We start from the raw sequence: 25,839 nt of genomic DNA, 5'->3' as shown, positions 1-25,839 counted from the left end.
AGTTATTGAATAGCATCTTTTACTTTTACTGCTTGCTCTCTTTCGTCTGGAACTGATCTTACAGGTCTATCATGACATGCATCTTCTGTTCCTCCTGAAATAGCTTCTAATAACTCTATTGAAACTACTGATTTTGCTCTACTTTGTAAAGCTTCTAAACTTAATTTTTTCATAATATTAATGTGTTTAAAATTGTCCCTACTCTATTTTAGGCTTTTCAGGTTACGCCATAATCTATATTAATACCTCTCATGAGAAAGATAGATTATCTAAATAAAAAAGTAAATTGAAATTGTTTCACAAGCAAATTCACAACTAAACTATTTCTTTTCTGACATAAAACTACAAAAAAAACAAATTCGATTATATTATTTAACTTTTTTAACAAAAACACAAAAAAACCAAACCTAGAAATTACTCTAGGCTCAGTATTAATAATTATAAAATTCTCTTTCTTTTTGTTTTACAACAAAAAATTAGTATCCTAGCCACCAGTGATATACTTTAGTTCCATCTGGCTCTGGGCTTGGAATTGGTTGTAATGGTATTGTAGTTGTTGTTTTATCATGACACGCATTTTCTGTTCCCCCAGAAATAGTGTTTAATAAATTTTCATCAGCTGTTAAATTCGCTTTTGCTTTAAAATCATTAAATGATAACTTGTTCATAATTCTTAATCTTTTCTAAATTCTGTCTACTCTATTAGCTTTTCGACTTCCGCTACTGCTTTTGAATAAAGTATAATCTTTGCAAAGTTTTTCAAATGCAATAGCAAGGTATAGCAACTCTATAAACCTATTCTTTATTTCTTTCTGAATAGCCTTATTTTATTTCCGAATGAAAAAAATTAATATGAAGTATTCTTAATTTTACTCTTTTATAACTGTATTGTTGGTCAGTTCTTGGAATAAGCTTTCCAAGTTTTTGTTCTCTTTATTTAAACCTAAAATTTTAAGTCCGTTTTCTTGAGCAAAATCAAAAATAACTGGGCGCATATCTTCTGAAGAGTCAAAAGTAAGTATCCAATTATTTTCTGAAGTATTTTTAAAAGTGGTTATATTGGGTAATCTTTTTATAAACTGTTCCTCTAGCTTATAATCAAAAGTAACTTTTATAGTTTGTTGGTTACTTGTTTTTAAATCTTGTAAAGGAGTATTAACTACTATTACTCCTTTATTAATGATAATAACTCTATCACACACTGCTTCTACTTCTTGCATAATGTGTGTTGATAGTAACACTGTTTTATTCTTCCCTAATTCCTTTATTAATTCTCGGATTTCTACCAATTGATTTGGGTCTAATCCAGTTGTTGGTTCATCTAAAATCAATACTTCTGGATCATGTAAAATTGCAGCAGCTAAACCAACACGTTGTCGATAACCTTTTGACAGTTGTTGTATTTTTTTATGTGATTCTATCTCTAAGCCTACTTTTTTAACAACCTCAGCAATTTGATTTTTGCCTATTTTATGAATTGATGCTTGGAATTGTAAATACTCTTTCACATACATATCCAAATACAGTGGGTTATGTTCTGGTAAATAGCCAATATTCTTTTGTGCTTCAATTGGATTTACAATTACGTCTATTCCATTTACTAAAACAGCCCCTTCTGTAGGTTTTATAAAACCTGTTAATATTTTCATTGTCGTTGACTTCCCGGCACCATTAGGACCTAAAAAACCAACAATTTCTCCTTTGCCTGCTTTAAAAGAAATATTGTTTACAGCTTTTTGAGTACCATAATGCTTACTTATTGAAGAAAGTTCTATCGACATAATTGTTTCTGAAATTACTGAATGTATATTGTTATGCTTTTTCTATTTTCTACTGTAAGAAACGAAACTATAGGCGTATTTATTTTTTTCATCAGCTTTAAAATCTTCTCTTTTTACTTCCTTCCATAGCGCTGTATCTATCTCAGGAAAATAAACATCTGCTTCAAAATCTTGATGAACATGTGTTATATCTAATTTATCCACATAATCACTTTTTAAAACCTCAGCATATATTTGTGCACCTCCAATTATAAATATCTCATCATCACCTTTTGCTAACTCAAGTGCTTCTTCTACACTATGGGCTATTAAGCAATTCTCTTTAGTATAACTTTTATCTCTTGTTATGATAATTGTTGTTCTATTGGGTAATGGCTTCCCTATACTTTCAAAAGTATTTCGCCCCATTAAAATATGATGACCACTAGTCGTCTTTTTAAACCTTTTAAGATCGGCTGGTAAATGCCAGATTAAATCATTTCCTTTTCCTAGTTCATTATTTTTACCAATAGCAGCTATAACTGTAATCATTTTAGGTATTATTTGTTTTGCGTGATGCTTAAAGTGTTGAATATAATCTTCTATAAGCTCGGCAAAAGTATAAATCTCTTCTTTATCTTTTGATACATTTACTCGAGATTTCACTTTTTCTTTAGGAAAATTAAGCCATATAACAACTATTTGCTTATTGATAGCGATCCATAAAGTTATAATATCTTCTACTTTTACATTTTGCCAATTTTGTAACTGTACCCATTCATTTTGATAATAAACAATATGTGGTACTTCTTCATATTGTACACGAATATAACGTTGCAAATTATTAAAAGCTGAATCTACAAGATGCCCTAAAACTTCTTTTTTACTCCACTTACCTTGTCTTTTCTCTGTCCATTCTTTTTCAGAAATAAAAGCTAACTTCTTAGGGAAATATTCTATTATATCAGTTAAAGCCTGAATATGTTCTTCTACATATTTTTCACCCATTCTTTTATATAACTTGTAAAATCTTCTTTATTAGTAATTTTATCATCACTACTATTATCTATATTTTCAATAATAGTCTGGATAGCTATTAATACATTTTCATCATTAATTTCAGCTATTTTATCGTATATACTTTCTTTTATGGCATCTATTTCTGCAGTCATTTTTATTTTGTTTTGGGTTAAACAATCTATACTAAAATAACAACTCTATTTTTAAATTCTTTTATTAAAAACTATAAAAGAACGTTAAAATTAAACAGCTACTTTACCTTTTATATGCGGGTGAGGTTCGTAATTTAATAATTCAAAATCTTCAAATGTAAAATCTTCAATATTTTTTATAGCAGAATTAATCTTTATTGTAGGTAGTGTTTTGGGTGTTCTAGATAATTGTAACTCTAATTGTTCTTTATGATTGTTATATATATGAGCATCTCCAAAAGTATGAATAAACTCTCCTGCTTCATATCCACAAACCTGAGCCATCATCATCGTTAATAAAGCATAAGACGCAATATTAAATGGAACTCCTAAAAAAATATCGGCACTTCTTTGGTATAATTGACAAGATAACTTTCCATCAGCTACATAAAACTGAAAAAAAGCATGGCAAGGAGGTAATGCTGCTTTTCCATTAGCTACATTTTCAGAAAAAGATTTTGAGGTGTCTGGCAGTACAGAAGGGTTCCATGCAGAAACTAACATTCTTCTACTATTAGGATTCTGCTTTAAAGTTTCAATTACTTCTTTTAGTTGATCTATTTCATCACTATTCCAATTACGCCATTGATGCCCATATACAGGTCCTAAATCTCCTTTTTCATCCGCCCATTCATTCCATATTCGAACCCCATTCTCTTGCAAATACTGAATATTCGTATCTCCTTTTATAAACCATAGTAATTCATAAATAATAGATTTTAAATGTAGTTTTTTAGTAGTAACCATAGGAAATCCTTTACTTAAGTCGAAACGCATTTGATAACCAAAAACACTTTTTGTACCTGTGCCCGTTCTATCTCCTTTCTCATTACCATTTTCTAAAACATGTTTTACTAAGTCTAAATACTGCTGCATTTTATCTATTATTATTTTGAGGTAAAATTAAAAAAGCATTCATAAAATTTATGAATGCTTTTGAAATTGTTTTCAGTAAGTTATTAACTGCTTACGCCCAAACACATTGCCCGTTACCCATACAGTAACCATAATCACAGAATTCTACTCCTGTAGAAATTCTTACACAACACTTTCTTGGCCCCCCGCAGTAAGTTCTAAACCCACCGTTTACTTCATTTTGTTCTTTCCTAGAAAGAACTTTCATTCCTTTTAAATCTTTTAATTTTTTCATGGTTAGTTAATTTAAATAATTTAATTCATTATAAAATTATTAAAAAAAACCTGCAGAAAAAACTAAATATAAACTAAAACAGAATTTAATGTTATAAAATCTTAAAATTTATCCTATTATCATTCCTGCTATGGTAGCTGACATTAAAGATGCGATCGTACCACCTATAAGTGCTTTAATACCAAACTCAGATAATGTTCTTCTTTGTCCTGGAGCTAATGAACCAATACCTCCTATTTGGATACCTATTGATGCGAAGTTTGCAAAACCACATAACATATAAGTTGCCATTATTATTGATTTATTATACGTTAAATGTGTCGCATTTGCTACATCTTTCAACTCTGCTAATTGAATATACCCTACAAATTCACTCGCTGCTAATTTAATACCTAATAATTGTCCCATTAATGCCATATCTTCACTAGCAACACCAATTAACCACATCAATGGAGCAAACAAATACCCTAAAATAGCTTCTAAAGAAAATTTAGCATAGGGTGTATTTTCTGCCATCCAACCATTCAAAGAAGTAACATCACCTATCCAACCAAAAATCCCATTAATCATAGCTATAAAAGCCACAAAAACTAACAACATAGCTCCCACATTCATTGCTAACTGCAAACCTTCTGTTGTTCCATTAGCAATAGCATCTAATATATTTGACCCTATCTTTTCCGAAGAAACTTTTACATCTGTGTTCACTTCTTCTGCTTGCGGGTATAATATTTTTGAAATAACTATGGCTCCAGGAGCAGCCATTACAGAAGCTGCTAATAAATGTTTAGCAAACTGCAAACGTAATGTAGGGTCATCACCACCTAAAAAACCAATGTAAGCTGCTAATACTGCTCCCGCTACCGTTGCCATACCTCCTATCATTACTAATAAGATCTCTGAACGATTCATTTTCTCTAAATACGCCTTAATTAGCAAAGGTGCTTCTGTCTGCCCTAAGAATATATTTCCTGCTACTGATAAGCTTTCTGCTCCAGAGATTTTTAAAGTTTTACTTAACAACCAAGCCAATACTTTTACAACCTTTTGAATAATTCCTAAATAAAATAGAAGTGATGTTAAAGCAGAAAAGAAAATAATTGTTGGTAATACTTGAAAAGCGAAAATAAATCCAAAAGTATCCATATCAACTACTAAGCCTTCAAATAAGAATTTACTTCCTGCTCTTGTAAAATCTAAAATGCTAACAAAAACACCTCCAATAGCTTCAAATATTTTCTGAATAAATGGAATTTGCAGTACGCCAACAGCTATTAACAACTGAAAAGCCAATCCAAGACCAACAGTTTTCCAATCAATAGCTTTTCTATTCGCACTAAAAACAAATGCCAAAAACAACAACGTAAACATACCTAACATACCTCGCCATAAACTATTTATGGAGAAACCCTGACTAGCTATAATTTCTGATTTTTTATTTTCTTTTTCAACAGTTTTTAAAGGAACTACACTCTTTTCGATAACCTTATTAGCTGAAAACCTATAGAATACGCTCTTCTCAGATAACACTAACGATGTATCTGTTAACTGAGCTATATTATAATACCTTACGGTATCTTTGGGCTCTTTGTAATTAAATATTAATAAATTATTCTGATGGATATATGTTCCTGAAGCTTTTAGGTTATCTTTTGCAGTTAACGAATAGTTAAATTCACCTGATGACAACTTCATTGTATCTAATTCTGTAACTGAAAATAATTCAGTACCATTAGTCGTAGTAATCGATGAAAAATTCCACTTTCTATCTATGTTTTGACCAAATGTTAACAATGTAGCGCAAAACACTATAAGTGTAAATAATTTCTTCATTCTAAAAGTTTTAATAAATTAAGATCGTTTGCTAATCTCATCTCGGATTTTAGCGGCAAGCTCGTAGTCTTCATTTGACACGGCCTCTTTCAATTGCTCATTTAATTCAGCAAGAGATATTTGACTAAAAGCTTCCTCCTCTGCTCCTTCATCAAAAGAAAGCTCAAACTCACTTTCTTCAACTTCAGTTTCTTCAGAGATATCTTCGTCTATTTTTAAATAAATCCCAGCTTTATCTAATATATTTTCATAAGTAAATATTGGTGCTTGAAATCTTACAGCTAAAGCAATAGCATCTGAAGTTCTTGTATCAATAACTTCTTCAACACCTTCTCTTTCGCAAATCAAACTTGAAAAGAAAACACCATCTACTAGCTTATGAATAATAACTTGTTTCACATTTATCAAAAACCTATCAGCAAAAGTTTTAAACAAATCGTGAGTTAATGGCCTGGGAGGTTTTATTTCTTTCTCTAGAGCTATAGCTATAGATTGCGCCTCAAAAGCTCCAATAATTATAGGTAACGTTCTCGTACCTTCCATTTCACTTAACACTAAAGCATAAGCTCCACTTTGAGTTTGGCTATATGAAATTCCCTTAATAGTTAGTTTAATTAAACTCATGTAAACATCATCATAAAAACAATAAGACTGTCTATAACTTAGGCTTAAAGTTTGTAAGTTTTAGACAGCCCTATTTAAGTGGGCACAATTTACTAAAAATTATGTGTTATTTTATAAATTCTTTTAAAAAGAAAATTATACTTTTTTATTACCCTTGCTTAAACACTTTAAGCTTTTCTATTAATTGAGGTACAACTTCAAAAGCGTCTCCCACAATACCATAGTCAGCAGCTTTGAAAAATGGCGCTTCAGGGTCATTATTAATCACCACTTTTACTTTAGAAGCATTTACCCCTGCTAAATGTTGAATAGCTCCAGATATTCCTATAGCAATATATAAATTTGACGCAACAGGCTTACCAGTTTGCCCTACATGCTCACTGTGAGGCCTCCAACCTAAATCTGAAACAGGTTTTGAACAAGCTGTAGCCGCTCCTAAAACGTCTGCTAACTCTTCAACCATCCCCCAATTTTCAGGCCCTTTCAATCCTCTACCAGCAGAAACCACGACATCTGCATCAGCTATAGTAACTTTACCTGTAGCCTTACTAATAGACTCAGATTTCACTCCTAATTCAGGTAAACTAGCCTCAAAACTCTCTACTGAACCAGAAACAGCATTTTCATGGGCTCCAAATGAGTTCTTAGCTACTCCAATCACTTTTTTATCAGTTGTAACCTCCGTATTATTAAACCCTTTATTAGAGAAAGCTTTTCTTTTAACTACAAAAGGTGCTGTACTTGACGGTAAAGCTACCACATTAGATGCATAACCAGCCTCTAAACCAACAGCAACTAAAGGACCAACAGTTAATCCATCTACACTAGAGTCTATAACTATTGTACTTGCAGATTTTGCTTCTGCCACTTGTTTAATTATTGAAGCGTATGCTTTACCATTAAAAGAAGTTAAATCATTCTTAACCTCTATTACTTTATCTGCTCCATAAGCATTTAACTCTGAAGCCTCTCCACCATTAATAGTTAATGTCACTAAATCAACACCTAACTGTTCTGCTACTTTTTTTCCGTATGAAACAACTTCAAAAGCTGTTTTCTTAAATTTCCCTTCCGATGAATCGGCAAAAACTAATACAGACATATATTTTATATTTTTATGCAAATCTTTATTAACTACAAAAGACCTGACTGAATTTTTATATTATTTTTATTTAAATTGCTTTTGCTTCATTGTGCAACAAATCTATCAAAGCGTCTACGTTATCAACCAATTTTACCGCTCCTTTTGGCGCTGGCTTTTCAAAAGTCTGAGTAACAGTTGTAGTTGAAGCTCCAACTGGTTCAACAACACTCAAAGGTTTTTTACGCGCCATCATAATTCCTCTCATATTTGGAATACGTAAATCTTTTTCTTCAACAATACCTTTTTGTCCAGCAACAACTATTGGTAAAGTAGAAGACACTTTTTCTTCTCCTCCATCAATTTCTCTCTCTAAGCTAACGTTTGTTCCATCTACTTCAACCCCTACACAACCATTTACAAAGTTAAAGTCAATTAATGAAGCCAACATGCCAGGAACCATTTGACCATTATAATCTGCAGACTCTTTCCCTGCCAAAACTAAATCATATCCTCCATTTTTCACAACTTCAGCTAACTCTTTAGCAACCATAAAACCATCAGTTGGGACAGCGTTAATTCGTATTGCATCATCTGCCCCTATGGCTAGTGCTTTTCTTAAAGTTGGTTCAGTTGAAGCTTCCCCAACATTTACTACAGTAACTGAAGCTCCTTGCTTTTCTTTAAACCACATTGCCCTAGTTAAACTAAACTCGTCATAAGGATTTATAACAAATTGCACTCCATTCGTATCAAACTTTGTATCATTATCTGTAAAGTTAATTTTTGAAGTGGTATCAGGAACATGACTGATACATACTAATATTTTCATATATTGTTGTTTTAAAGAATCTTATTTTTTACTCGACGAAGTTACGCATTTTTTTTAAATTTACTATGCACGCATAGTAAATTATTTGTTTTTTCTTTATTTAACACCTCTTACACATACAAATTTAAGTAATACACTCAATAATTATCCTCATAAACTAATAAAAACTATACATCCCTTCGTTTTTAAGAAAAATGTAACCTTTTATTTACAGCTATTTTTATTACTTTTGCACTCTTGATAAACAACTACTTATAAAACGTATGAAAACAGTACAATTTAGAGAAGCCGTTTGCGAAGCAATGAGTGAAGAAATGCGCAGAGATGAAAGCATTTACTTAATTGGTGAGGAAGTTGCAGAATACAATGGTGCCTACAAGGCTAGTAAAGGAATGCTAGATGAATTTGGTGCTAAGCGTGTAATTGATGCCCCTATTGCAGAGTTAGGTTTTGGTGGTATTGCTGTTGGTTCAGCAATGAATGGAAATCGCCCAATTGTAGAATACATGACTTTCAACTTTTCTTTAGTTGGAATTGATCAAATTATAAATAACGCAGCTAAAATTAGACAAATGAGCGGTGGACAATTTAATTGCCCAATTGTCTTCAGAGGCCCAACAGCATCGGCTGGACAATTGGCAGCTACGCATTCTCAAGCTTTTGAAAGCTGGTATGCGAACTGCCCTGGATTAAAAGTTATTGTACCTTCAAACCCATATGATGCTAAAGGCTTACTTAAAGCAGCTATTAGAGATGATGATCCAGTTATTTTTATGGAATCAGAACAAATGTATGGTGATAAAATGGAAATTCCAGAAGGAGAATATATTATCCCTATAGGTGTTGCTGATATAAAACGAGAGGGAACAGATGTAACTGTTGTTTCTTTTGGTAAAATTATTAAAGAAGCATACAAAGCTGCTGAAGAGCTTGCTAAAGAAGGTATTTCAATTGAGATTATTGACTTACGTACTGTAAGACCTATGGATCATAAAGCTATATTAGAATCTGTAAAGAAAACTAATAGATTAGTAATTTTAGAAGAAGCTTGGCCTTTTGGTAGTGTAGCTTCTGAAATTACTTTTAGAGTTCAGGATGAAGCTTTTGATTATTTAGACGCTCCTATTAAAAGGATAACTACAGCAGATACTCCTGCCCCATATTCACCGGTCTTATTAGAAAAATGGTTACCAAATTCTAATGATGTAGTCAAAGCTGTAAAAGAAGTTTTATACGTCAAATAAAATAATTGAAAACGAAAAAATAAAATCCTTTTGGTTGTATAAACCAAAAGGATTTTGCAGTAAAATACTAAAATGAAAAAAAAGCTTTTATTTTTACTTTTTATCGTAACATCCTCAGTTAGTGCTCAATTAACATTAAAAGGAAAAGTGGTAGATGAATTCGATAACCCTTTACCTTATGTAAATGTTTTTTTACAAAACACTAATTACGGAACCACTACAGACGATAATGGTAAATTTTTCTTGAAAACGAAAAAGTTCAGAGGTACTTTAGAAGTATCTTTTGTTGGCTTTGAAACACAAACCATTAAGGTTAATCAAAAAACTAAACATCTTAACATTGTTTTAAAAGAAGTTTCAAACGAGTTAGAGGAAGTAATTGTAGTAACCAAACCTAAAAAAAGACTTAAGAAAAAAGAAAATCCCGCATACAAAATATTAAAAGAGTTATGGAAACGTAAAAGAAAACTTGGACTAAACCTTGTTGACCATTATCAGTATAAAAAAAATACAGCTATAGAAATAGGGCTAAATAACTTAGATACTGTATTTTTAAAAAGTATTTTCAAAGAAAATTACCAAAAAGACATTAAACAAGTAAAATATGATAGTGATGGAATTAACTATTATATACCTGTATACTTAAACGAGCAAGTTACCAATGTTTATGGTGATAATATTAATAATAGAGTAAGAGAAGATATTGAAGCTGAACGTGAAGAAGGTTTAGGTGCTCAGGGTTTTGTTTTTGACCGTATGTCTATGACTTTTCAAAATGTTGATATCTTTAGAAACAACATTACACTACTCCAAAAATCATTTGTAAGCCCACTTTCATCAGATGGTTTTGCTACTTATGACTATGTACTGTACGATAGTATTGTAAAAAATAAACAAAAATTATACAACATATATTTCTTTCCTAGAAGAGATGGTGATTTAGCTTTCCAAGGTAATGTTTGGATAGCAGACAAGAACTACTCTATCAAAAAAATTAAAATGAGAGTCCACAAGAGCATTAACCTAAATTTTGTTAGAGGACTAAGTTTTGAAAAAGAATTTAAAGTTGAAAATGATAGCATATATCTTCCTACAAAAAATGTTTATGAGGGTGATTTTACTTTAGTTGATAAAAACGAAAGTAATAAAGGGCTTACTATTAAAAAATCCATTGCTTTTGATCAGTATATTTTAAACAAACCTAAACCTGCTATTTTCTACACTCAAGAAATAGAAAAAATCAGACCTGATCAATTTAAGAAAGAAGAGAACTATTGGAACAAAACTGTAAGTAATGTAGATAAAGAAACATACTCTTTAATTGAAAATGTAAAAAGTAAAAAGAAAATTCAAAACATTACAGGCTTCATTAACACAGTAGCTAATGGATACCTCAACACTAGATTTGGCGTACAATTTGGTCCTTTTTGGACACTTTTTGCCAACAACCAAGTAGAGGGCTTTAGAACGAAGTTAGGATTTAGAACTTTTAAAACAAAAGATGATCGTTTTAGGTTAAGTGGGCATGTTGCCTATGGTTTTAAAGATAAAAGAATAAAATACGGGGCTGAAGCTAGGTATTTATTATCTTACAAACCAAGAATAGCTGTTGGATTAGCCTATCAAAATGATATTGAACAATTAGGTAGTGTTTTACTAAACACAACACAATTATTAGGTAGGAGCTTTGGTACAACTGCCCTTTTAAACAGAGGGGATAATTTCTTCCTTTCAGATGTTAAAAAAATAGCTGCAAATTTTGATTACCAAGTTAAACAAAATTTACATATTGGACTAAACTTATCTCATGCAAGAATAAAATCTGCATCTGAAAAACACTTTTCTATGAGCTACATAGATCAGCAAGGCCAATTGAGATCTCAAATTACAGATGTAGCTTCTGATATTTATGTCTCATATACACCAGGGCGATTTGTTTATGGTTATGGAGTAGAAAGACGCTTTGGTAAAAATATTTTCCCTACTCTAGTTTTAAACTACCGTAAAGGATATAAAGGGCCTTTTAACGGATCTCATAGTTATGATAAAATTCAATTCAAATATAGCCAACCTATTTTACTAGGAAAATTTGGTTTATTAGACGCTACAATTGAAGGAGGTAAAACTTTTGGCACAGTACCTATTGGATTACTCAACCCTGTACCTGCTAACCAATCATTATCGTTAGTTAAAAATACTTTTTCGTTATTAAACTATTACGATTTTGTAACTGACACATATGCTGCGACACATTTAGAGCACCATTTTAATGGTTTCATTTTAAATAGAATTCCTTTATTAAAAAAATTAAAACTAAGGAGTTTAGTAACTTTTAGAGCAGCCTATGGTACAATTTCAAATGAAAATAGAGCTATTAATGATGGGATAGTTAATACAAGAGGAATTGCTAACATTAACTATAATACACCTAATAAACTTTACTACGAATACGGTGTAGGTATTGAAAATATAGGATATGGTAATTTACGCTTTTTACGTATTGATGCTGTATGGAGAAGTAATTATACTCCACCAAATGGCTCTATAATTGCTCCAACACCTAAATTTGCTATACGCATTGGTATTAAACCTGGCTTATAACCATATATTTAACCCTAAAATAACACATAACATAGGCAATAAGGTGTCAAAAATTCACTACTTTTGCCTTCCAATTTTAGAAACGAAGATAAGATAATTATATGACTGCAAAAGAAAGAAAAACAGTTGATGTTTTAATAGAAATCCCTAAAGGAAGTAGAAATAAATATGAGTACGACTTTGATCTTGGAAAGATACGTTTTGACAGAATGCTATTCTCTTCTATGATGTATCCAGGTGATTACGGATTTATACCTCAAACACTTGCTTTAGATGGAGATCCATTAGATGTATTAGTATTAGGTGCTGAACCTACTTTCCCTATGTGTGTTATGGAAGTTAAGCCTATTGGTGTTTTCCATATGGCTGATGAAAAAGGACCTGATGAAAAAATAGTATGCGTCCCTGTATCTGACCCTATTTGGAACAAATACAATGACTTATCTGATTTAAACCCACATAGACAACAAGAAATCACTCACTTTTTCCAAGTTTATAAAGACTTAGAGAAAAAGAAAGTTGATATAGGCGATTGGGGTGATGCCAATGAAGCTTATGAAATTTTACAAAAATGCTTAGACAGATACGAAGAAAGCGAGCATAAGAAAGCTGGTAACTTTGTTATCTAAAAATAAAATATTTTTTATTTACATTAATAAAACCTCTAATGCTCATTAGAGGTTTTTTGTTTAGCTATTGATTTTGTTATATTTACAAACACATATAACTAATCAAATAGTAAAAACATGAAACAAAACATGATCTTTGTGCCAATAATATTGGCAATTTTAGGACTTATTTTTATGTATATAAAAATGGTCTGGGTAAAAAAACAAGACGCTGGTAGTGACAAAATGCAATCTATTTCAAAAAGCATTAAGGAAGGTGCACTTGCTTTTTTAAATGCCGAATATAGATTACTCTTAATCTTCGTTGCAATCGCATCAATAGCACTCTTCGGAATCTCTCAAATTGTTGATACTACAAGCATCATGATTGTTCCAGCTTTTATAATTGGAGCAATTTTTTCAGCTCTTGCTGGTAATATAGGTATGCGTATTGCTACAGATGCCAATGCTAGAACAGCTGAAGCTGCTAAAACAAGCTTACCACAAGCTCTTAAAGTATCATTCAGTGGTGGTACTGTAATGGGACTTGGTGTAGCTGGATTAGCTGTATTAGGCTTAAGTTTATTTTTTTTACTTTTTATATCTCAATTCATCACCCAAGAAGGTGATTTCTATAATGAAATGACTATTGTATTAGAAGCTTTAGCTGGTTTCTCTTTAGGTGCAGAATCTATTGCTTTATTTGCTAGAGTTGGTGGTGGTATTTATACAAAAGCAGCTGATGTAGGTGCCGATTTAGTAGGTAAGGTTGAAGCAGGTATTCCTGAAGATGACCCCAGAAACCCAGCTACAATAGCTGACAATGTTGGCGATAATGTTGGTGATGTTGCTGGAATGGGAGCTGATTTATTCGGTTCCTATGTAGCCACGGTTCTAGCAGCAATGGTATTAGGTAATTATGTCATTAGAGACATGTCTACTACTACAAAATTCGAAGATGAATTCAATGGAATGGGGCCTATTTTATTACCATTAGTTATTGCTGGTGTAGGAATTATTGCCTCTATTATAGGCACTTTTCTAGTAAATATAAAAGATAATAATGCTAAAGAAAGTCAAGTTCAAAAGGCCTTAGATACTGGTAACTGGACATCTATAATAATTACTTTAATTGCCAGTTATTTTTTAATAAAATGGATGCTTCCAGAAACTATTCAGATGAATTTCTTTGGAGAAGGTATAAAAAGTATTTCCTCTTCTAGTGTTTTTTGGGCATCTTGTATTGGATTGGCTGTGGGAGCTTTAATATCTATGGTTACATCATATTATACTAGTTTAGGAAAAAAACCAGTATTAGATATTGTACAAAATAGTGCAACTGGAGCCGGAACTAATATCATTGCCGGTTTAGCCGTAGGAATGAAATCAACCTTCTTATCTGTTTTACTATTTGCAGCTGCAATATATGGCTCTTATTTTTTCGCTGGTTTTTACGGGGTCGCTTTAGCAGCTTCAGCAATGATGGCAACAACTGCTATGCAATTAGCTATCGATGCTTTCGGACCAATAGCCGACAATGCTGGTGGTGTTGCAGAAATGAGTGAACTAGAAGAACATGTAAGAGAACGCACTGACATTTTAGACTCTGTAGGAAACACTACAGCTGCAGTTGGTAAGGGGTTTGCAATTGCATCAGCAGCATTAACTGCTTTAGCTTTATTTGCTGCTTATGTTACTTTTACAGGTATTAATGGAATAAATATTTTTAAAGCCGATGTTTTAGCAGCTCTTTTCATTGGAGGGATGATCCCTGTTATTTTTTCAGCCTTAGCAATGCAATCAGTAGGTAAAGCTGCCATGCAAATGGTTCATGAAGTGCGAAGACAGTTTAGAGAAATCCCAGGCATCATGGAAGGTACTGGTACACCTGAATACGCAAAATGTGTTGATATTTCAACAAAAGCTGCACTTAAAGAAATGATTTTACCTGGCTTAATTACCATTATTACTCCTATTATAATTGGACTGGTTTTTGGTGCTGAACCTTTAGGCGGGTATATGGCGGGAGTTTGTGTTTCTGGTGTAATGTGGGCTATTTTTCAAAATAATGCTGGAGGCGCTTGGGACAATGCTAAAAAATCATTTGAAGCTGGTGTTGAAATTAATGGAGAAATGACCTACAAAGGCTCAGATGCGCACAAAGCAGCTGTTACTGGCGATACTGTTGGAGACCCATTCAAAGACACCTCTGGACCTTCTATGAATATTTTAATAAAACTTACATGTCTAGTTGGTTTGGTTATCGCACCTATATTAGGAGGTCATGCTTCAAAAGACCATGCACATAACAAACCTGAAAAAGAAATAAAAATAGAGCTAAAAAAAACAGAAAATGTTTCTCTAAAATTAAATAAAGATAAAAAAGAAATTAAACCTCAAAAAATAAGTTAAACTAAATATTAAACTAAAACTCAAAACCCGATAGTTACTTTTTCTATCGGGTTTATTATTTTTGCCTAATGATTAGAACGGTTCGTGAGTTTTCAATAGACAATCCAAAGGAGTTTAAAGAAAAGCTTTTTATTTGGAGTACACAATTTGACACCTTTGTTTGGTTAGACTCAAACAATCATGACCAAACATATACTTCTTTTGATTGCGCTTTAGCCATAGAAGAATTTACATCAATCAAAACTGACTACCATAATGCTTTTGATAAATTAAAAGAATATCAATCTTATACTAAGGATTATATTTTTGGATACATCTCATACGATGTTAAAAATGATGTTGAACAATTATCTTCCAACAATTTCGATGGGTTAAATTTCTCTGATCTTTATTTTTTTCAACCTCAAAAATTAATTTTCATTAAAGAAAGCACTGTAGAGTTTCATTATTTACAAATGATTGATGATGAACTAGAAGAAGATTTTGAGGAAATATATGAAACAAACCCTAATAGTTTATCTCTAAACAAACCACAAAGTTCTGAAAAAATAAAAATAAAGCTAAGAATTCATAAAGATGAATATCACGAAAAAGTAAGTAAGGTTTTAGAACACATTCATCGAGGCGATATTTATGAAGCTAATTTTTGTCAGGAATTTTATATAGAAAACTCTACAATTAACCCTTACAAAATATACAAACACTTAAATGAAATTTCTGAACCCCCTTTTGCTACTTTTTTTAAAAATAACGAACAGTATGTGATTTCTGCAACACCTGAAAGATATATCAAAAAAGTGGGAAATAAGATTGTTTCTCAACCAATAAAAGGAACTGCTAAACGTTTAATTAATAAAATAGAAGACGATAAAATAGCTTTTGATCTAGCTAGAGATGAAAAAGAAAGATCAGAAAATATAATGATAGTCGATCTAGTTAGAAATGACTTATCAAGAACAGCTAAAAAAGGAACTGTAAAAGTTGAAGAATTGTGTAAAGTGTACTCATTTAAACAAGTTCATCAAATGATCTCTACAATTACTTCTGAAACTGCACCTAATATTCATCCTGTTGATATTATTAAAGACACATTTCCTATGGGTAGTATGACAGGAGCTCCAAAAATATCTGCAATGGAAATCATTGAGAAACTAGAAGAAACCAAAAGAGGATTATACTCTGGAACTATTGGATATTTTACTCCTGATAATGATTTTGACTTTAATGTAATTATCAGAAGTATTTTATACGACCAAAACAAACAATATATTTCGTATTCTGTTGGAGGAGCAATTACAGCTAAATCAATCCCTGAAAAAGAATATGAAGAATGTCTGTTAAAAGCCAAAGCTATGAAATATGTCTTATTAAACTCCAAATAGTTTACTTATATTTACTAATAAACAGAAGCCTTCTATTAACTTAAAATCTACTTAATGATTCACAAAGAATTTAATTTCAACTATCATAAAACTACTTTTTTTGGACAGTACTGGAAACCAGAATCAATTAAAGCTATTATTGTAATTATCCACGGAATGGGTGAACATTCAGGACGTTATGCACATGTTGCTCAAAAGCTTGCAGAAAATCAATTTGGAGTTATTGCTTTTGATCATTTTGGGCATGGAAAAACCAAAGGTAAGAGAGGTCATAATCCAGGTTATGAATACGTATTAGAAAGTATTTCTATTCTTATAGATAAAGCTAATGATTTTTTTGAATCTAAACCGATATTTTTGTATGGTCATTCAATGGGCGGAAATGCAACTATAAATTTTACATTACGAAAGAAACACCAATTATCAGGACTAATAGCTACGAGTCCTTTTTTAAAACTTGCCTTTCAACCTCCAAAATGGAAATTATCATTAGGAAAAGTAATGCAAAAAATTGCCCCATCTATAACATTAGGAAATGAAATTGAGACTCAAAATATTTCAAGAGATAAAATTGAAGTTAAAAAATACATTGATGATCCATTAGTTCATGACAAAATAAGTCCGAATTATTCATTAACCTTTATAGATTCAGGTCAATGGGCTATAGAAAATGCATCATTACTTAAAACTCCAACATTATTACTTCATGGTACTTCTGATAAAATAATAGACCATAAAGGCACAAAAGAGTTTGCAGACAATACTAACTACGCAACAATTAAGTTATATGATGGCGGTTACCATGAACTACATAATGATCTATGTAAAGAAGAAATGCTAAATAACATTATTGATTGGTTAAATAAACAGCTAGAAACGAATGCTTAAAGAATTTGAACAACATTTAACTACAAAGTTTCCTTTTCTGAAAGAAAAGAAAACTTTAATAGCCATTTCTGGTGGAGTAGATAGTGTTGTACTAACCTGTTTATTAAAAAAACTAAACTACCCGATAGCTTTAGCTCATTGTAATTTTCAGTTAAGAAACGAAGAAAGTGATGAAGATGAACTATTTGTAAATGAACTAGCAAATGAGTTAGATTTAGAAATATTTAACATTAGATTTAACACTAAATTACATTCTAAAAAAAATAAACAATCAACTCAAGTTGCAGCAAGACACCTTAGATACAATTGGTTTAAAACAATCGTTAGTACAAATAATTTCGATTTTTTAGCAACCGCACATCATGCTGATGATAATATAGAAACCTTTTTAATTAATTTTACTAGAGGAACTGGACTTGAGGGATTAACTGGTATACCAGAAATAAATAATTATATAATTAGACCTTTATTACCCTTCTCAAGAAAAGAAATAATTCAATTTGCTAAAACTCAAAATATCTCTTGGCGAGATGATAGCAGTAATACTCATACTGAATACTTAAGGAATAAAATACGCCATAAAGTTATACCTATTTTAAAAGAAATTAACCCAGGACTTACGAAAACATTTAATAATACAGCTACATTCTTAAAACAAAGTCAACAAATAATTGACGAAGGTGTTTCGTTAAAACACTCAAAAGTTGTATCTTATGACAAAAATACAACTAAACTTAGCATTAAAGAACTCAACAACTTAAACAACCCAAAAGCATATCTTTATTACTTTTTAAAATCCTATGGTTTTACCGAATGGAATGATGTTTATAACTTAATTAATGCACAATCAGGAAAAATGATTCTAACAAAATCTCACATATTATTGAAAGACAGAGATTTTTTATTACTTTTACCGTCTGATAAAAAAACAACCACTGATAAACAGCACTTTACAATAACTTGTAATACAAAAAAAATCAGTGAGCCTATAAATTTATCATTTAAAAACGTTCAAAAAAAAGTATCTTTAGATAAAAACACTATATATGTTGATAAAAATTTACTAAATTACCCCCTAACTTTACGCAAGTGGAACGATGGTGATTTCTTTTACCCCAAAGGAATGAAAGGTAAAAAGAAAGTAAGTAAATTTTTCAAAGACGAGAAAATATCACTAATTGAAAAACAAAATATATGGTTGCTTTGCTCTGATAAAAATGAAATTATTTGGATTTTAGGAAAACGTCAAGATAGACGCTTTTTACCCTCAGACAAGACAACTAATATAGTACAAGTTAAGTATATATCAACCCCTGTAAACAATTAATAGAATGAAAAAACTCTTTACTCTGATTTTATTTTTTATAGGTTTCGTTACATTCTCCCAGACAGATGATAACCCTCTTTTGGTTACGCCTACTGTTGAAAAAGTTTCGGACACCGAATATGATTTAATTTTTAATGTTGTAATTGCAGAAGATTGGCATCTATATTCCCAATATAACCCAGAGGATGCTTCACTTCCCATGACAATTACACCCGCTGAAGGGCAATCAGGTTATACCTTAAGTGGTAAAGCCAAAGAAAGTGAGACTGAAACAGAATTCAGTGAAATATGGGGAAAAGATGAAATTTTCTTTGTTGAAGAAGCTACTTTAATCCAAAGAATAAACCTTACAGATCCATCTTTAACTCAAATCACTCTTAATCTAGACGCCCAAGTATGTAAGGAATACTGTTTGCCTTTTGATGAAGATTTTACATTTTCATTAACCGGACAAAAAGTAGAACAAACTGTTGCTGAAGTAGATGAAAAAAGTGAGATGTTATCTCAATCGTTAAAACTTGACTTAAAAAACACCGCTTTATTAAAAAGCTCAACAGAACAAGCAACTGAAAAACAAGGAGACAGCTTATTAAATATTTTTTTATTAGGTTTTGTAGGAGGTCTTTTGGCTTTCTTAACACCTTGTGTATTCCCAATGGTTCCTTTAACAGTTTCATTCTTTACAAAGAGGTCTGAGCAAAAAGGGAAAGGCTTAGGAAGCGCTATAATGTATGGGTTCTTTATCGTTCTTATTTATGGTTTATTAAGTTTACCTTTCCACTTCTTAGACACATTAGATCCAGAGATTTTAAACAACATTTCAACTAATGTATGGTTAAATGTATTCTTCTTTTTAGTACTTATCTTCTTTGCTGGTTCTTTCTTTGGATTTTACGAATTAACTTTACCTAGCTCATGGAGTAATAAAGCAGATTCAGCTTCTGGAATTGGAGGAATAATAGGGATTTTCTTTATGGCATTAACTTTAGCTATTGTTTCATTTTCATGTACTGGTCCTATTTTAGGTTCATTATTAGCAGGTTCATTGACATCTAATGGAGGTGCAATGCAATTAACCGCTGGTATGGTAGGTTTTGGTGCTGCATTAGCTTTACCTTTCGCTTTATTTGCAATGTTCCCAGGATGGTTAAATTCTTTACCAAAATCCGGAGGATGGTTAAACACTGTAAAAGTTATTTTAGGTTTCTTAGAGTTAGCTTTTGCTTTCAAATTCTTATCAAATGCAGATTTAGTAGGTCATTGGAATATCTTAAAACGTGAAATTTTTATTGGTATTTGGGCCTTATTAGCCTTATTAATGGCATTATATCTTTTTGGATTTATAGGCAAGAAATATGGAAAAATATCTTTCTTTAGAATATTACTAGGTATATTATCATTAGGTATAGCTGTATATTTAGCACCTGGTGTTATGCAAAAGCCGGCTTGGGATCAAGGTAAAATATTAAGCGGATTTGCACCACCTCAATTCCATAGTATTTATCAACAAGACAATCAATGTCCATTAAATTTAAATTGTTTCAAAGACTTTAATGAAGGTGTTGCATACGCTAAATCTGTAAACAAACCTATACTACTAGACTTTACAGGATGGGCATGTGTTAACTGTCGTAAAATGGAAGAAAATATTTGGAGCCAACCTGATGTATATTCTGTTTTAAATAATGATTATGTATTAATATCATTATACGTAGATGATCATGAAAGAGTATTACCTGAAGCAGAACAGTTTGATTACATCAAGCCTAATGGTAAAATAAAAAGAATAAGAACCTACGGAGATAAATGGGCTACATTACAAATAGCTAACTTTAAAACTGCTTCACAGCCATTTTATGTATCTTTAAGCCCTAATCTAGAAGTATTAAACACACCAGAACAATACACAGACAAAGACACATACTATAAGTGGCTTAAAGATGGGTTAGATCGCTTCAAAGGAAATTAAAATATTTATTAAAACAATATTCAAATAAAGGCTTTCATTAAAAATGAAAGCCTTTATATTTTTATACCTTTAATATTTTATATTTTTCTAACTACTAAAAATAATTAAGTTCTTATTTAACTTAATCAAAAAATATTATTACACATTAAAATATATTTTATTAAAAGAATTTATTTTAACCATAAAAGACTAATACAGTACCAAAACAAACTAAATTCAACCTATCCCATATACACTATTTGTTTTATGCCTTTTACAGCTTATAAATTATGTAATAATAAAAAACAAGCATCTTATTATTCATCAATCAATAACAATAAAAAAGAGCTGTAATTTTAAAAATTACAGCTCTTTTTATATAAGATATTAATAGTGTTTCCTAAGCTTCAAATGGAACTATAGAAACATAAGATTTATTATCTCTTTTCTTTTGAAATTTCACAACTCCATCTACTTTTGCATGTAAAGTATGGTCTTTTCCCATATATACATTTTCACCTGGATTGTGTTGAGTTCCTCTTTGACGAACAATAATATTACCTGCAATAGCAGCTTGTCCTCCAAATATTTTTACTCCTAAACGTTTCGATTCCGATTCACGACCGTTCTTCGAACTTCCGACACCTTTCTTATGAGCCATCTTAATTGAGTTTTTTTAGATTAAACTTACAGGTTTATTTTTCAACGCCCCCGTCTAACTTATCTTGTAATACTTTTAATTCGTCCCACTTACCATCTGCAGCTAAACCAGCTTGAGTAGGCCAAGTATCTGTAACATGATTACCACGAACTCCTGCAATAATTTCAGAAATTTTAGCTGGCTCAGTTTTTGCTAACTCAGCAAAAGTTGAAATCCCAGCAGCAGTTAATGTTTCAGCGATCTTAGGACCAATTCCTTCGATTTTCTTTAAATCATCTCCTTTTTTTGAAGCCTTTGGCGCTGCCTTTTTAGCTTCTTTTTTTGGAGCTGCTTTGGTTCCAGACGCAGAAATACCTTCAATTTGAATTTCAGTTAAATATTGTCTGTGTCCATTTTTCTTTTTGTAACCTTTTCTTCTTTTCTTTTTGAAGACGATTACCTTATCACCTTTTAAGTGACCTAAAACTGTTGCAGTTACACCTGCACCTTCTATAGCTGGGGCGCCAATAGTAACGTTTCCTTTATCTTCAATTAGCATTACTTTATCAAAAGTTACTTTTGATCCTTCTGCCTCTTGTAAACGATGAACGTATACTTTTTGGTCTTTTGCTACTTTAAATTGCTGCCCTGCTATCTCTACGATTGCGTACATACTTATTATTTTGCGTTTATACATTTAACTTCAATCCATTCAACATGAATTGAGCGGCAGCAAAGATAAGTATTTTATTTTACTAAACAACCTTAAAAACAGAAATATACCCTCTAAAAACAAACACTTTAGATATTCTTAATTATTTTCATATTTGAATTGTAACAAATTTAAACATTACCCGTCGTATACAACATATATTAACTAAATAGTACGCAATGAAGAAAAGCTTGATAACTCTTTCTACAACTTTACTACTTGCCATTACAGCAAATGCACAAAAAGTTGAGTTCGAAGAGTACAATTTAAAGAATGGAATGCATGTTATTTTACATCAAGACAATACTGCTCCTGTAGTTACAACGTCAGTAATGTATCATGTAGGCGCTAAAGATGAACAGCCCAACCGTACAGGAATGGCTCATTTTTTTGAGCATTTATTATTTGAAGGAACAAAAAATATTAAAAAAGGAGAATGGTTTAAAATAGTTTCTTCTAATGGAGGAACTAACAATGCAAACACTACAGATGACAGAACATATTATTATGAGGTATTCCCCTCAAACAATCTAGAGTTAGGACTTTGGATGGAGTCAGAAAGGTTATTGCATCCTATTATTAAACAGGAAGGTGTAGATACACAAAATGAAGTTGTAAAAGAAGAAAAGCGACTTCGAGTTGATAACCAACCCTATTCTCGTTTTTTAGAAAATGTTAAGAAAAACATGTTTAAAAAACACCCATACAAAGGGACAACTATTGGTAAAATGGAACACCTTGATGCGGCAACTTTAGATGAGTTTTTAGCTTTCAATAAAAAATTCTATGTTCCAAATAACGCTACACTTGTTGTTGCTGGAGATATCAATATCTCTCAAACAAAAAAATTGATTGAGGCTTATTTTGGATCAATTCCTAAAGGAAAAGATATTCGTAGAAATTTTCCTAAAGAAGATCCAATTACTAAGGAGTTTTATGCCAAAGCCTATGATCCTAACATTCAAATACCAGCTATTGTACAAGCCTATAGAACTCCTTCTATGAAAACGAGAGATGCAAGAGTTTTGGATATGATTTCAACATATTTAAGCAGTGGAAAAAGCTCGGTCTTATACAAAAAGTTAGTAGATACTAAAAAAATGTCTTTACAAGCAGGTGCTTTTAATTTAAGCCAAGAAGATTATGGTACTTACATAATTTATGCACTTCCTTTAGGGAAAAACACATTAAATAGTTTAACAAAAGAAATTGACGAAGAGATTATTAAGCTTCAAAATAATTTAATTAGCGAGAAAGACTTCCAAAAATTACAGAACAAATTTGAAAATGATTTTGTGAACTCAAATTCAAGTGTGGAAGGTATTGCCAACTCTTTAGCTAGATATAATGTCTTATATGGAGATACCAACCTAATAAATAGCGAGATCGAAATTTACAGATCTATAACTAGGGAAGAAATAAAAAAAATAGCTAATAAATATTTAAATAAAAACCAAAGACTGGTAATGGAATATTTACCAGAATCAAAAAAATAACACAGTAATAAGACATATTATGAAAAAAATAATATTATCAGCATTAGCAGTTGTTACAATGTCTTTTGCTGTAAATGCTCAACAACTAGATAGAAGTATACAACCTAAACCAGGGCCAGCTCCAAAAATAAAATTAGGAAAGCCTGAAAAATTCAGCTTACCAAATGGGCTAAAGGTTATAATGGTTGAAAACCATAAACTTCCTCGCGTTTCTGCTTCTTTAACTATTGACAATACACCAATTACTGAAGGGAATAAAACTGGAGTTTCTAACTTAATGGGAAGCTTAATGGGTAATGGAACCTCTAAAATTTCTAAAGATGACTTTAACGAACGTATCGATTATTTAGGCGCTACTGTTTCTTACAGAAGTAATGGTGCTTCTGCTAGATCTTTAACCAAGTATTTCCCTGAAGTTCTTAAGTTAATGGCTGATGGAGTTAAAGATCCAAAATTCACTAAAGAAGAATTTGATAAATCTGTTGAAAGGACTTTAGAAGGAATTAAAGCCAATGAAAAAAACGTAAAAGCTATAGCTGGAAGAGTAGAAGATGCTCTTGTTTATGGTAAAAACCATCCCTATGGAGAATTTGAAACCAAAGAAAGCATTAAAAATATTACTTTAGAAGATGTAAAAAAACATTACAACACGTATTTCAGACCTAATAATGCGTATTTAGTTATTGTAGGTGATATTACACCTAGCAAAACCAAAAATTTAGTTAAAACCCTTTTTAATAATTGGTCTAAGGGTATTATCCCGTCTAAGGCATTAACTACTCCTACAAATGTTGATACTACAGAAATAAATTTTATAGACATGCCTAATGCAGTTCAATCTGAAATAGCTGTAGTTAACTCTTTAGACTTAACGCTTGGTGATGATGATTATTACGCAGCTTTATTAGCTAACAATATTTTAGGAGGTGGAGGTACTGCTCGTTTATTTATGAATCTTCGAGAAGATAAAGGATATACTTATGGCTCATACTCAAGTATTTCTCAAAACAAATTAAAAGGTGTTGGTAAATTTAGAGCAGGTGCAGCAGTAAGAAATATAGTTACTGATAGTGCTGTAGTAGAGATCCAAAAAGAGATTAATAAAATTAGATATCAAAAAGTAACTGCTGAAGAACTTAAAAATTCTAAAGCTGAATATATTGGTAGCTTTGTAAGAAATGTTCAAAAGCCTTCAACAGCTGCTCGTTTTGCATTAAATATAGCTAGATATAACCTTCCTGAAAATTTTTATGAAAAGTATTTAGAAAACATAAATTCGGTAACTTTAGAAGATGTTCAAAATGCGGCTCTTAAATATTTCAAAGGAAATAAAGCTAGAATTATAATTACAGGGAAAGGAATTGATGTTTTAAAAAACTTAGAAAAAACAGTTGATTATAATATCAAATATTTTGATAAATATGGAAACCCGTCTTCTAAACCAGCTATGAGTTTACCTATTCCTTCAGGAGTTAATTCTAACACAGTAATTGATAATTATTATAAAGTTATTGGTGGGAAATCTAAAGTTTTATCTGTTAAATCTCTTGCTATAAAGTCTAATGCAACTATACAAGGTATGGCAGTTAGTTTAAGCCAAAAATCTTCTTTTCCTAACAAACAATCAACTGTTGTTTCTGTTATGGGTAATGTAATGCAAAAAACTATTTTTGATGGCTCTAAAGGGTATCAAGAAGCTCGAGGGCAAAAAACACCTCTTGAAGGCAAAGAGCTTTCAGAAATGAAAAGTGCAACTTCTCCTTTTTCTGATGAACAATACAGAAAAGGCACCTTAGATAGAATTGAGCCTATAAATGGTAAAAATGCATATGTTATAAAATCTGGAGAGAATGAAGTATTTTATGATGTAAAAACTGGTTTAAAAGTTAAAGAAGTTAAAACAATGAAAGGACCTCAAGGTGATATGAAAGTTCCAATTACTTACTCTGAATATAAAGATGTAAATGGAATTAAATTTCCTCATAAAATGTCTCAAAAAATGGGACCAATGGAAATGGAATTTACCGTCAAAGAAATTAAAATAAACGAAGGTGTTTCAGATGCAGACTTTCAATAAATAACTCTTAAAT

The 25,839-nt window shown here is 31.3% G+C and carries 23 protein-coding genes; 10 read left to right on the top strand and 13 right to left on the bottom strand.

Annotation, left to right across the window (positions count from 1 at the left end; genetic code table 11):
- Positions 1 to 2: 2 nt before the first annotated feature.
- From ABNT65_RS17005 to ABNT65_RS16955, 11 genes are all read right to left on the bottom strand, one after another.
- A complete protein-coding gene (locus tag ABNT65_RS17005) occupies positions 3 to 173 on the bottom strand; it encodes a hypothetical protein (RefSeq protein ID WP_348705521.1) in 171 nt (56 codons plus the stop codon).
- Between the two features lie 303 nt (positions 174 to 476).
- The gene (locus tag ABNT65_RS17000; protein ID WP_348705520.1) at positions 477 to 668 is read right to left on the bottom strand and encodes a hypothetical protein; all 192 of its coding nucleotides are present in this window, start codon (positions 666 to 668) and stop codon (positions 477 to 479) included.
- A 201-nt stretch (positions 669 to 869) separates the two neighbouring features.
- Positions 870 to 1,781 (bottom strand): gliding motility-associated ABC transporter ATP-binding subunit GldA, encoded by a 912-nt coding sequence (gldA, locus tag ABNT65_RS16995; RefSeq protein ID WP_348705519.1) that lies wholly within the window; start codon positions 1,779 to 1,781, stop codon positions 870 to 872.
- A gap of 42 nt (positions 1,782 to 1,823) precedes the next feature.
- Complete coding sequence (locus ABNT65_RS16990) at positions 1,824 to 2,768, bottom strand: dihydrofolate reductase (RefSeq protein ID WP_348705517.1); 945 nt, start codon at positions 2,766 to 2,768, stop codon at positions 1,824 to 1,826.
- Positions 2,750 to 2,932, bottom strand: a complete 183-nt coding sequence (locus tag ABNT65_RS16985) for a hypothetical protein (RefSeq protein WP_348705515.1) — start codon at positions 2,930 to 2,932, stop codon at positions 2,750 to 2,752. Before ABNT65_RS16985 ends, ABNT65_RS16990 begins: the two co-directional genes overlap by 19 nt.
- Positions 2,933 to 3,022: 90 nt before the next feature.
- The gene (locus tag ABNT65_RS16980) at positions 3,023 to 3,847 is read right to left on the bottom strand and encodes a thymidylate synthase (RefSeq protein WP_348705514.1); all 825 of its coding nucleotides are present in this window, start codon (positions 3,845 to 3,847) and stop codon (positions 3,023 to 3,025) included.
- Between the two features lie 91 nt (positions 3,848 to 3,938).
- Positions 3,939 to 4,121, bottom strand: a complete 183-nt coding sequence (locus tag ABNT65_RS16975; protein ID WP_348705512.1) for a hypothetical protein — start codon at positions 4,119 to 4,121, stop codon at positions 3,939 to 3,941.
- 108 nt (positions 4,122 to 4,229) lie between these two features.
- Entirely contained in the window at positions 4,230 to 5,954 is a 1,725-nt protein-coding gene (locus ABNT65_RS16970; protein WP_348746403.1) for a NupC/NupG family nucleoside CNT transporter, read from the bottom strand.
- An 18-nt stretch (positions 5,955 to 5,972) separates the two neighbouring features.
- A complete protein-coding gene (locus tag ABNT65_RS16965; RefSeq protein WP_348738583.1) occupies positions 5,973 to 6,578 on the bottom strand; it encodes a bifunctional nuclease family protein in 606 nt (201 codons plus the stop codon).
- Between the two features lie 148 nt (positions 6,579 to 6,726).
- On the bottom strand, positions 6,727 to 7,680 hold the full coding sequence (locus tag ABNT65_RS16960; RefSeq protein ID WP_348705507.1) for an electron transfer flavoprotein subunit alpha/FixB family protein: 954 nt from the start codon (positions 7,678 to 7,680) through the stop codon (positions 6,727 to 6,729).
- 70 nt (positions 7,681 to 7,750) lie between these two features.
- Positions 7,751 to 8,491 (bottom strand): electron transfer flavoprotein subunit beta/FixA family protein, encoded by a 741-nt coding sequence (locus tag ABNT65_RS16955; RefSeq protein WP_348705505.1) that lies wholly within the window; start codon positions 8,489 to 8,491, stop codon positions 7,751 to 7,753.
- 263 nt (positions 8,492 to 8,754) lie between these two features.
- Between ABNT65_RS16955 and ABNT65_RS16950 the strand changes: the two genes are divergently transcribed.
- From ABNT65_RS16950 to ABNT65_RS16915, 8 genes are all read left to right on the top strand, one after another.
- Entirely contained in the window at positions 8,755 to 9,735 is a 981-nt protein-coding gene (locus ABNT65_RS16950; protein WP_348705503.1) for a pyruvate dehydrogenase complex E1 component subunit beta, read from the top strand.
- 72 nt (positions 9,736 to 9,807) lie between these two features.
- Positions 9,808 to 12,336 carry a DUF5686 and carboxypeptidase-like regulatory domain-containing protein gene (locus ABNT65_RS16945; protein ID WP_348746402.1) on the top strand — a complete coding sequence of 843 codons (2,529 nt, stop codon included), beginning with the start codon at positions 9,808 to 9,810 and terminating at the stop codon, positions 12,334 to 12,336.
- A gap of 101 nt (positions 12,337 to 12,437) precedes the next feature.
- Entirely contained in the window at positions 12,438 to 12,965 is a 528-nt protein-coding gene (locus ABNT65_RS16940) for an inorganic diphosphatase (RefSeq protein ID WP_348705499.1), read from the top strand.
- Between the two features lie 117 nt (positions 12,966 to 13,082).
- Positions 13,083 to 15,356 carry a sodium-translocating pyrophosphatase gene (locus tag ABNT65_RS16935; protein ID WP_348705497.1) on the top strand — a complete coding sequence of 758 codons (2,274 nt, stop codon included), beginning with the start codon at positions 13,083 to 13,085 and terminating at the stop codon, positions 15,354 to 15,356.
- A 68-nt stretch (positions 15,357 to 15,424) separates the two neighbouring features.
- Positions 15,425 to 16,738, top strand: a complete 1,314-nt coding sequence (locus tag ABNT65_RS16930) for an anthranilate synthase component I family protein (protein ID WP_348705495.1) — start codon at positions 15,425 to 15,427, stop codon at positions 16,736 to 16,738.
- Positions 16,739 to 16,792: 54 nt separating this feature from the next.
- Complete coding sequence (locus tag ABNT65_RS16925; protein ID WP_348705493.1) at positions 16,793 to 17,626, top strand: lysophospholipase; 834 nt, start codon at positions 16,793 to 16,795, stop codon at positions 17,624 to 17,626.
- Positions 17,619 to 18,953, top strand: coding sequence for a tRNA lysidine(34) synthetase TilS (tilS, locus tag ABNT65_RS16920; RefSeq protein WP_348746401.1), 1,335 nt, complete (start codon positions 17,619 to 17,621; stop codon positions 18,951 to 18,953). Before ABNT65_RS16925 ends, tilS begins: the two co-directional genes overlap by 8 nt.
- 4 nt (positions 18,954 to 18,957) lie before the next feature.
- Positions 18,958 to 20,922, top strand: a complete 1,965-nt coding sequence (locus ABNT65_RS16915) for a protein-disulfide reductase DsbD family protein (RefSeq protein ID WP_348705489.1) — start codon at positions 18,958 to 18,960, stop codon at positions 20,920 to 20,922.
- Between the two features lie 379 nt (positions 20,923 to 21,301).
- Here ABNT65_RS16915 and rpmA read toward each other — a convergent pair whose 3' ends face one another.
- The gene (gene rpmA, locus ABNT65_RS16910; protein WP_348705487.1) at positions 21,302 to 21,562 is read right to left on the bottom strand and encodes a 50S ribosomal protein L27; all 261 of its coding nucleotides are present in this window, start codon (positions 21,560 to 21,562) and stop codon (positions 21,302 to 21,304) included.
- Between the two features lie 34 nt (positions 21,563 to 21,596).
- Positions 21,597 to 22,214 carry a 50S ribosomal protein L21 gene (rplU, locus tag ABNT65_RS16905; protein ID WP_348705486.1) on the bottom strand — a complete coding sequence of 206 codons (618 nt, stop codon included), beginning with the start codon at positions 22,212 to 22,214 and terminating at the stop codon, positions 21,597 to 21,599.
- A gap of 218 nt (positions 22,215 to 22,432) precedes the next feature.
- On the opposite strand from rplU, the gene ABNT65_RS16900 reads away from it, so the two are divergent.
- Together ABNT65_RS16900 and ABNT65_RS16895 are read left to right on the top strand one after the other, a co-directional pair.
- Entirely contained in the window at positions 22,433 to 23,749 is a 1,317-nt protein-coding gene (locus ABNT65_RS16900) for a pitrilysin family protein (RefSeq protein WP_348738590.1), read from the top strand.
- Between the two features lie 19 nt (positions 23,750 to 23,768).
- Positions 23,769 to 25,826, top strand: coding sequence for a pitrilysin family protein (locus ABNT65_RS16895; protein ID WP_348738591.1), 2,058 nt, complete (start codon positions 23,769 to 23,771; stop codon positions 25,824 to 25,826).
- The last annotated feature ends 13 nt before the right edge of the window (positions 25,827 to 25,839 follow it).

It is taken from the genome of Tenacibaculum sp. 190524A02b, from assembly GCF_964036645.1.
In the GTDB taxonomy this organism is placed as follows: Bacteria; Bacteroidota; Bacteroidia; order Flavobacteriales; family Flavobacteriaceae; genus Polaribacter; species Polaribacter vairaonense.
The sequence above is the reverse complement of the archived record's forward strand: the minus strand, read 5'-3'. Positions and strand labels throughout refer to the sequence as shown.

What these genes read in the sequence shown, in the direction of transcription:
- ABNT65_RS17005 (WP_348705521.1), bottom strand. Translation starts at nt 173, where the DNA reads ATGAAAAAATTAAGTTTAGAAGCTTTACAAAGTAGAGCAAAATCAGTA.
- ABNT65_RS17000 (WP_348705520.1), bottom strand. Translation starts at nt 668, where the DNA reads ATGAACAAGTTATCATTTAATGATTTTAAAGCAAAAGCGAATTTAACA.
- gldA (WP_348705519.1), bottom strand. Translation starts at nt 1,781, where the DNA reads ATGTCGATAGAACTTTCTTCAATAAGTAAGCATTATGGTACTCAAAAA.
- ABNT65_RS16990 (WP_348705517.1), bottom strand. Translation starts at nt 2,768, where the DNA reads ATGGGTGAAAAATATGTAGAAGAACATATTCAGGCTTTAACTGATATA.
- ABNT65_RS16985 (WP_348705515.1), bottom strand. Translation starts at nt 2,932, where the DNA reads ATGACTGCAGAAATAGATGCCATAAAAGAAAGTATATACGATAAAATA.
- ABNT65_RS16980 (WP_348705514.1), bottom strand. Translation starts at nt 3,847, where the DNA reads ATGCAGCAGTATTTAGACTTAGTAAAACATGTTTTAGAAAATGGTAAT.
- ABNT65_RS16975 (WP_348705512.1), bottom strand. Translation starts at nt 4,121, where the DNA reads ATGAAAAAATTAAAAGATTTAAAAGGAATGAAAGTTCTTTCTAGGAAA.
- ABNT65_RS16970 (WP_348746403.1), bottom strand. Translation starts at nt 5,954, where the DNA reads ATGAAGAAATTATTTACACTTATAGTGTTTTGCGCTACATTGTTAACA.
- ABNT65_RS16965 (WP_348738583.1), bottom strand. Translation starts at nt 6,578, where the DNA reads ATGAGTTTAATTAAACTAACTATTAAGGGAATTTCATATAGCCAAACT.
- ABNT65_RS16960 (WP_348705507.1), bottom strand. Translation starts at nt 7,680, where the DNA reads ATGTCTGTATTAGTTTTTGCCGATTCATCGGAAGGGAAATTTAAGAAA.
- ABNT65_RS16955 (WP_348705505.1), bottom strand. Translation starts at nt 8,491, where the DNA reads ATGAAAATATTAGTATGTATCAGTCATGTTCCTGATACCACTTCAAAA.
- ABNT65_RS16950 (WP_348705503.1), top strand. Translation starts at nt 8,755, where the DNA reads ATGAAAACAGTACAATTTAGAGAAGCCGTTTGCGAAGCAATGAGTGAA.
- ABNT65_RS16945 (WP_348746402.1), top strand. Translation starts at nt 9,808, where the DNA reads ATGAAAAAAAAGCTTTTATTTTTACTTTTTATCGTAACATCCTCAGTT.
- ABNT65_RS16940 (WP_348705499.1), top strand. Translation starts at nt 12,438, where the DNA reads ATGACTGCAAAAGAAAGAAAAACAGTTGATGTTTTAATAGAAATCCCT.
- ABNT65_RS16935 (WP_348705497.1), top strand. Translation starts at nt 13,083, where the DNA reads ATGAAACAAAACATGATCTTTGTGCCAATAATATTGGCAATTTTAGGA.
- ABNT65_RS16930 (WP_348705495.1), top strand. Translation starts at nt 15,425, where the DNA reads ATGATTAGAACGGTTCGTGAGTTTTCAATAGACAATCCAAAGGAGTTT.
- ABNT65_RS16925 (WP_348705493.1), top strand. Translation starts at nt 16,793, where the DNA reads ATGATTCACAAAGAATTTAATTTCAACTATCATAAAACTACTTTTTTT.
- tilS (WP_348746401.1), top strand. Translation starts at nt 17,619, where the DNA reads ATGCTTAAAGAATTTGAACAACATTTAACTACAAAGTTTCCTTTTCTG.
- ABNT65_RS16915 (WP_348705489.1), top strand. Translation starts at nt 18,958, where the DNA reads ATGAAAAAACTCTTTACTCTGATTTTATTTTTTATAGGTTTCGTTACA.
- rpmA (WP_348705487.1), bottom strand. Translation starts at nt 21,562, where the DNA reads ATGGCTCATAAGAAAGGTGTCGGAAGTTCGAAGAACGGTCGTGAATCG.
- rplU (WP_348705486.1), bottom strand. Translation starts at nt 22,214, where the DNA reads ATGTACGCAATCGTAGAGATAGCAGGGCAGCAATTTAAAGTAGCAAAA.
- ABNT65_RS16900 (WP_348738590.1), top strand. Translation starts at nt 22,433, where the DNA reads ATGAAGAAAAGCTTGATAACTCTTTCTACAACTTTACTACTTGCCATT.
- ABNT65_RS16895 (WP_348738591.1), top strand. Translation starts at nt 23,769, where the DNA reads ATGAAAAAAATAATATTATCAGCATTAGCAGTTGTTACAATGTCTTTT.